The organism is Rhodoferax sp., from assembly GCF_044236835.1.
GTDB lineage: Bacteria > Pseudomonadota > Gammaproteobacteria > Burkholderiales > Burkholderiaceae_C > Allorhodoferax.
The window spans coordinates 1-6,910 of the sequence record NZ_JBIIGC010000037.1; the positions used below are offsets into that span (position 1 = coordinate 1).

Here is a 6,910-nt window from a genome sequence, read left to right on the forward strand (position 1 = left end):
TGTCGGGCCGAGCCTCGATGCGTCTTGTCTGGCCGTGGATGGATGGGCCAGACCCGGATCAAGCGGCGCTGTCGGGTTTACCCCGGGGCCTGTCAGCTTGAAAAGGGCGTTTGAATTTCCTATGCTCTGCCACTTTAGGCGGTGAAATTGATGTACCGACACTGGCTGGAAAAGCGGCTATCGATATTCCTGAAGGCACTCAAACCGGCAAACAGTTCCGACTGCGCGGCAAGGGCATCAAGGGTGTGCGCGCGAGCTACCCCGGTGACCTTTATTGCCACATCCTGGTGGAAACACCGATCAAGCTGACAGAGCATCAGCGCAAGTTATTGCGCGAACTCGATGAGTCGCTGAAAAAAGGAGGTGCCAAGCATTCACCGACTGAAGACACCTGGACCGATCGGTTGAAGAGTTTCTTTAGCTGAAATCGGTGTATCAAAATCATAGGCAATCAACCGCACCACCGACCATCAACAATCGCTAGACGAAACTATGGAGTTTGGGTCAGCATGATGGTGTGGAGCGGCTAGGCGAGCACGTGCATGTGGTGGCGCGCTGTATCAGGGTAATGGGCAGCAAGTCATGCACTGCCGGGCCCAAATAGGCACGCGTCATCCTGGCAACCAGCCGCTTAACTGCCGTCCTGGCCATGGCCTCGATCGGTTGGCGAATGGTCGTGAGCGACAGCAGCGGGGACGCGGCCATGGGCGAGTCGTCAAAGCCTATCACCGATAGCTGCTCAGGCACCGAAAGACCGCGCCGCATGGCTGCCTCCAGAATGCCCAAGGCAATAGTGTCATTGCCAGCGATGAGCGCTGTCATGGATGAATGGGAGGACAGCAAACGCATTGTTGCAGCGTAACCGCTCTCAGAGGTGTACTCACCCCATGCAACGTGAACATCCACACCCTTCAAACCCTGTTGCTCCACGCACGCTTCAACGCCGGCATGGCGGTCACGGCTGGTTGACGTATTGCGTGGACCAAGCACAAGGCCAATCGACTGGTGCCCCAGGGCCAGCAAGTGACGCGAAGCCTCGGCACCCGCATGCACGTTGTCGATTTCAACCGTATCCACATCCAACCCGTCTACCGAGCGCACAACCAGTACCATAGGCAGGGCACGTTGTCTAAGTTCGGCCACCACGGGAGAGTCCAGCGTCGCAGTCATAACGACCAAACCATCCAGGTATCCGTCAACCAACGGACGCAACGTGTGCAGCGCTGCTGCGTTGTTCATCGGCTCAATAATCAAGGCGAGCTGATAGCCTGCCGTCTGCAGGGCGTCGTGCATGTGCTCAAGCAGCTCGGTCATGAACCGGTTGTGTAGTGCCCCGACCACCACTCCAACCATGCGCGTGGCCGCCTTCCCAGGGCGCCGACCCTGCACCGGAAGTCGGTAACCAATCTGTGTGGCTGCATCTTGAACTGCATTGCGGGTGGCGGCACTGATGGCGCGATGGCCCGACAACGCCCGCGAGACCGTAGATATGGAAACCCCCACCAAGCTGGCAATTTCTTCGAGGCGCGGCTTAACAGACATGGAGACCCCCCTGGTACAAATCGTCATGGAATGGCGCATCACTCGACTGGAGCATGCCGCTTTGCATAATTTTGCATGAGCGCAATCCGCAAGGGTTAACACCCACCATTTGCACTAATTTTGCATTGAATTTTTCTGACAATGGCGTCTTCATTGATGGAGATGCAACCATGATTCGCTTTTTAAAGACAGGACGCACGGCAGAGCAGTCTGCGCAAGACGCTGCCAAGGTACGTGAGACGGTGGTCGGTATTCTGGGCGACATCGAGCAGCGCGGTGACGAGGCCTTGCGCGCGCTGTCTGGCAAGTTTGACAACTGGCAGCCCGAGTCGTTTCGCCTGAGCGACGCTGAGGTGGACGCCTGTGTGCGATCCTTGACCCCGGGTCAGCTCGATGACATCAAATTCGCGCAGCACCAGATTCGCAACTTTGCGCAGGCCCAGAAAGATTCGCTGCATGACATCGAGGTGGAGACCATGCCCGGTGTCGTGCTGGGGCATCGCAATATGCCCGTTGAATCCGTGGCCTGTTATGTACCGGGCGGCAAATTCCCACTGATCGCTTCGGCCCACATGGGTGTGGTGACTGCCAAGGTGGCCGGCGTTTCACGCATTGTGGCCAGCTCACCTCCGGTGGGCGGCATGGTGGTGCCTGCGGTGGTTGCTGCCATGCACCTGGGCGGCGCCGATGAAATTTACACCCTGGGTGGGGTACAGGCCATCGGTGCCATGGCATTGGGCTCGCAGTCCATCCGCCCCGTCACCATGGTAGTGGGGCCGGGCAATGCGTTCGTTGCAGAAGCCAAGCGGCAACTGTTCGGTCGTGTAGGCATTGACCTGATAGCCGGACCGTCCGAGACCCTGGTCATCGCAGACGACACGGTCGATGGCGAAATGTGCGCTACCGACTTGCTCGGCCAGGCCGAGCATGGCTTCAATACACCGGCAATCCTGCTGACCAACAGCGAGAAGCTCGCGCACGATACCCTGGCTGAAGTGGAGCGGCTGCTGAAGATCTTGCCTACTGCCCACACCGCTGGCACCAGCTGGCGTGACTACGGCGAGGTCATTGTGTGCGAAAGCTACGAAGAAATGTTGCGGGAAGCTGACCGCATTGCCAGTGAGCACGTCCAGGTGATGACCAAGGACCCCGACTATTTCCTTAAGAATATGCGCAACTACGGCGCGCTGTTCCTGGGTCCACGCACCAACGTAGCCTACGGCGACAAAGTGATTGGAACCAACCACACCCTGCCCACCGGAAAGGCCGCACGCTACACCGGCGGTCTGTGGGTGGGCAAGTTCATCAAAACCTGTACCTACCAGAAGGTGCTGACCAATGAAGCCAGCACACTTATTGGGCGATACTGTTCGCGTCTGTGCGCCATGGAAGGCATGGTGGCGCACGGCGAGCAAGCCAATGTGCGGGTGCGTCGCTATGGTCAGCAGGAGGTGCCCTACGCGGGTGCCGCAGTCTGAGCCATTGCCCCTGCGCAGATTCCGCAACATCATCACGAAGGGATTACCTTGAAACGACTCGAAGGAAAGCGAACCGTCATCACCCAGATCGACGCGTTCATGGGCGCCGATTTGGTGGAGCTATTTACCAAAGAGGGTGCTGACGTCATTGCCGATCAGCGCGACTTGCGCCAGAACGGCGCGGCCCAGGCCCTGATAGACGAGGCGGGCCATGTGGACATTCTGGTGGTCAACCTGGCAGCCGTACAGCCCAGAACCTCGGTGCTAGAAACGGACGACGCTACCTTTCGCTCCATGTACGAGGCCATGGTGTATCCCATGCACGGCCTGGTGCGCGCCGTGCTGCCGCAGATGATTGCTCGGCGCAAGGGGAAGATCGTGGTGATGGGCAGCGCCTCCGCGCTCAAGGGCATGCCCAACTACAGTGCCTACGGATCAGCGCGTGGTGCGCAGCTGGCCTATGTTCAGGACGTTGGTACAGAGGTAGCGCCGCACAACGTGCAGGTAAATGCCATTGCGCAGACCTTTGTTCATAACCCCACCTATTTCCCTGAAAGCTACCAGCAGACCGAGGAATTCAAGGAGCGTATCAAGGGTGCCCCGCTGGGCCGGTTGGCGCACGGGTGGGAGTCCGCAGCGCTGGCACTGTTTCTGGCTGGTAGTGAGAGCGACTTTTTCGTGGGCCAAGTGTTTCCCTTCTCAGGTGGATGGGTGACACGGTGAGCGACCTGCGCTCGGCCAGCCGCGACCGCACACACCCGCAAGGCGACTGGAACCATCGCGTTCTTGAAACACCCGAGGCCTCCCTTCACTATGTCGATGAAGGTTCTGGCCCGCCGCTGTTGTTGTTTCACGGCTGGCCCGAGTTCTGGTGGACCTGGCACCGCAACATCGGGGCGTTGGAGCGGTCCTGGCGGGTCATCGCCCCGGACCTGCGCGGCTTCGGGCAGAGCCGGATCAAGCCGCCCCACGACTTTTTGCCCGCAGGCGCTGACGTCCACGCCAGGGACATACTTGCGCTAGCCGACGCACTGGGGCTAGAGCGTTTTGGCATTGTCTCGCATGATGTGGGTGCCTATGTGGCGCAGACTTTGGCCCGCCAGCACCCCGAGCGTCTGTCTGGCCTCTTCTTCTTCAACGCACCCTACCCCGGCATCGGGCGCCGCTGGGCCGACGCCAGCCACCTGCGCGAGATCTGGTATCAGTCTTTCCAGCAACAGCCGTGGGCTGCGCAACTGGTCGGGCACAGCCGAGAAACCTGCCGCATCTACTTCGAGGGAATCCTGCGCCACTGGGCCCATGTGCAAACGGCCTTTGACGGCCAGATCGACCACTGGACTGACAACTTTATGCGCCCAGGCAACATTGAAGGCGGCTTTGCATGGTACGCGGCCACGCATGCGGCCCGCATGGACCTGGTGGCCAACGGCGCACCGTCACTGCCCGCGATCACCGTACCCAGTCGCTTTTTTTGGGGGCAGGAAGACCCGGTCATCCGCGTGCAATGGATGGACAGGCTGGCCGATTACTTCAAGAACCCCGTGCTGGAGACGGCAGAAGGTGCTGGACATTTTGTGCACCTAGAAGCGCCGGATGCCGCCAACCTGCGGATTGCAGACTTCTTTACACAACTGGACTTCACAGACGATTGAGGCCTTGCGTACGCCTGATGAGCGTTTTGCCAACCTGCCCGGCTGGAACTACACGCCGCGATACACCGACACCCTGCCTGGCTACGAGGGCCTGCGCATGCCTACGTGGACGAAGGAGCCGCTGACGCTGCCGTAACCTTTCTGTGCATCCATGGCACGCCCTCGTGGTCCTACCTGTACCGCAAGATGATCCCGGTTTTTGTAGCCAATGGCCATCGCGTGGTAGCTTTTGATCTGTTCGGCTTTGGCCGCAGTGACAAACCCGTGGACGACGCGGTGTACCGCTATCACTTCCACCGCAGCTCCATACAGGCCTTTGTCGAGCAGCTGAACTTGCACAACGTCTGCCTGGTGGCCCAAGACTGGGGTGGCATCCTCGGCCTTTCTCTCATCAAAGAGATGGCCATGCGCTTCACCCGCCTGTTCCTGATGAACACCAGCATGCCCTATGGTGAAGAGCCCACATCGGGCTTTGCCACTTGGCGGGTGGCCAATCGCAGCCAGCCGGACAACCCGGTGGGCCAGTGGATTCAAAGCCGCACGCCCGTGCTCACTGACGCTGAGACGGTGGCCTACGATGCGCCCTTCCCCGATGTTCACTACAAGGACGGCGTGCGCCGGTTCCCCGAACTCATCATGCGGCCCGAGAACGGCGAACTGACGCCAAGCGCGCGCGAGGGACTTGAAACCAGTCTGGCGGCGCGTGAGTATCTGAGTACCCAATGGTCTGGGGAATCTTTCATGGCCATTGGCATGCAGGACGTGGTGATCACGCCTGTGCGCATGGAGTTGCTGCGCCAGGTGATCCGCGGATGCGAGAACCCTATGCTTGTGCAAGAGGCCGGCCACTACGTGCAGGAATGGGGTGCTCCCGTGGCCATTGAAGGGCTGCGCCGCTTTGGGCTGCTGCAAAACGCAGCCTGAGACCGCGCTGGGACCAAGACCTTTATGAACGGGACACTCACCGCGGCCGAACGCCTCCTGGGCACAGCGCACGTTGCAATAGTCGGGGCCAGCCTGGTCGGAGCGGGCTGGGCCATTGTTTTTGCCCGCGCGGGGCTGACCGTGCGCGTGTATGACGCGAGTCCCGCTGTCCGCTCCAGCGTGCTTGGCTACATCGCAGAAGAAGCCGCTGCGCTGGATGCCCACGGGCTGCTGGATGCCCCCCAGCCCTGCTGCAGCGTGTACACCTTGCACCGACGCTGGGCGAAGCCGTGCAGGGCGCTGCCTACATCCAGGAGTCCGTGCTGGAGCAGGCAGCGGTCAAGACCGCCCTGCTGAGTGAACTGCAAGATTTGGTAGAGCCCGGCGCAGTGATTGGCAGTTCTACCTCCGGCATCGGCGCCTCGCGCTTTACCGCTGGGCTGTCCATCGCGACGCGCGTGCTGGTAGCCCACCCGGTCAACCCGCCCCACCTGGTCCCGGTGGTCGAACTGGTGCCTTCACCCGATACCGACCCGGCAGCTCTGGACTTTGCCCGCGCGCTGATGGATGCGGTGGGGCAGTCCACCGTCGTGGTTCGGCAAGAGACCGGGGGGGTTGTGCTCAATCGGCTGCAGGGGGCGCTACTGCGCGAGGCCTGGGCACTGGTTGAAGAAGGCGTTGCCAGCTGCGACGATATTGACAAGACGGTGCGCGACGGACTGGCCGACGGAGGAGCTTCATGGGGCCCTTCGAGACCATTGACCTGAACGCCCCCGGCGGCGTGGCCGACTACGCAGAAAGGTTTGGACCGCTCTACCGTACGATTGCCGCATCCCGCACGCATGACAGCGCCTGGTCGCAGGCGTTGATCAAGCAGGTCGAAGCACAGCGGCGCGAGCGCCTGAGTGCCGATGATCTGCCTGCACGGAGGGGCTTGGCGCGATCGCATGCTGATGGCCCTGGCAGCCCAGCGACGCAAAGTTGAGCAGACCCAGACATGAGCGCACCCAACGCAGATTCAACCACCGGGCAGCAGCCGATCACACTGCCGCGCATGCCGTCTTTCCGCCTGGATGGAAAACACGCACTGGTCACCGGTGGCGGGCGGGGCCTCGGTCTGGCCAGCGCAGTAGCACTGGCCGGCGCAGGTGCCCACGTCACGCTGATGGCCCGATCCGCAAGCGAACCATGTCGCAGACGGCAGCGCACCTGGTGGACCATGTCATCCCCCACGTGCCGGTGCGCCAGTGGGTCCTGTCGCTGCCGATCCCGCTGCGCGTGCTGCTGGCAGCGCAGCCTGAGCTGGTCACGCCG

The 6,910-nt window shown here is 61.2% G+C and carries 9 protein-coding genes and 2 pseudogenes; 9 read left to right on the top strand and 2 right to left on the bottom strand.

From position 1 onward, the window contains the following. Positions 1–125: 125 nt before the first annotated feature. Positions 126–425 (top strand): annotated as a pseudogene (locus ACILRC_RS15020) (DnaJ C-terminal domain-containing protein); the annotation flags it as partial. A 79-nt stretch (positions 426–504) separates the two neighbouring features. Here ACILRC_RS15020 and ACILRC_RS15025 read toward each other — a convergent pair. Next, the gene (locus ACILRC_RS15025; protein ID WP_395670187.1) at positions 505–1,353 is read right to left on the bottom strand and encodes a substrate-binding domain-containing protein; all 849 of its coding nucleotides are present in this window, start codon (positions 1,351–1,353) and stop codon (positions 505–507) included. A 54-nt stretch (positions 1,354–1,407) separates the two neighbouring features. Then, positions 1,408–1,581 (bottom strand): annotated as a pseudogene (locus ACILRC_RS15030) (LacI family DNA-binding transcriptional regulator); the annotation flags it as partial. Positions 1,582–1,712: 131 nt separating this feature from the next. Between ACILRC_RS15030 and hisD the strand changes: the two are divergent. The 8 genes from hisD to ACILRC_RS15070 all read left to right on the top strand — a co-directional run. Continuing rightward, positions 1,713–3,020 (top strand): histidinol dehydrogenase, encoded by a 1,308-nt coding sequence (gene hisD / locus ACILRC_RS15035; protein WP_395670180.1) that lies wholly within the window; start codon positions 1,713–1,715, stop codon positions 3,018–3,020. Between the two features lie 48 nt (positions 3,021–3,068). Continuing rightward, on the top strand, positions 3,069–3,743 hold the full coding sequence (locus ACILRC_RS15040; protein ID WP_395670181.1) for an SDR family oxidoreductase: 675 nt from the start codon (positions 3,069–3,071) through the stop codon (positions 3,741–3,743). Further along, the gene (locus tag ACILRC_RS15045; RefSeq protein WP_395670182.1) at positions 3,740–4,672 is read left to right on the top strand and encodes an alpha/beta fold hydrolase; all 933 of its coding nucleotides are present in this window, start codon (positions 3,740–3,742) and stop codon (positions 4,670–4,672) included. The genes ACILRC_RS15040 and ACILRC_RS15045 overlap by 4 nt, the downstream gene beginning before the upstream one ends. A gap of 4 nt (positions 4,673–4,676) precedes the next feature. After that, the gene (locus ACILRC_RS15050) at positions 4,677–4,808 is read left to right on the top strand and encodes a hypothetical protein (RefSeq protein ID WP_395670183.1); all 132 of its coding nucleotides are present in this window, start codon (positions 4,677–4,679) and stop codon (positions 4,806–4,808) included. Beyond that, positions 4,778–5,596 (top strand): alpha/beta fold hydrolase, encoded by an 819-nt coding sequence (locus ACILRC_RS15055; RefSeq protein WP_395670184.1) that lies wholly within the window; start codon positions 4,778–4,780, stop codon positions 5,594–5,596. The genes ACILRC_RS15050 and ACILRC_RS15055 overlap by 31 nt, the downstream gene beginning before the upstream one ends. A gap of 24 nt (positions 5,597–5,620) precedes the next feature. After that, positions 5,621–5,953 carry a 3-hydroxyacyl-CoA dehydrogenase NAD-binding domain-containing protein gene (locus ACILRC_RS15060; RefSeq protein WP_395670185.1) on the top strand — a complete coding sequence of 111 codons (333 nt, stop codon included), beginning with the start codon at positions 5,621–5,623 and terminating at the stop codon, positions 5,951–5,953. Beyond that, positions 5,887–6,363, top strand: coding sequence for a 3-hydroxyacyl-CoA dehydrogenase NAD-binding domain-containing protein (locus ACILRC_RS15065; protein ID WP_395670186.1), 477 nt, complete (start codon positions 5,887–5,889; stop codon positions 6,361–6,363). Before ACILRC_RS15060 ends, ACILRC_RS15065 begins: the two co-directional genes overlap by 67 nt. A 287-nt stretch (positions 6,364–6,650) precedes the next feature. Then, positions 6,651–6,910: SDR family NAD(P)-dependent oxidoreductase (locus tag ACILRC_RS15070; RefSeq protein ID WP_395670188.1), on the top strand; the 260-nt coding region annotated here is incomplete at its 3' end.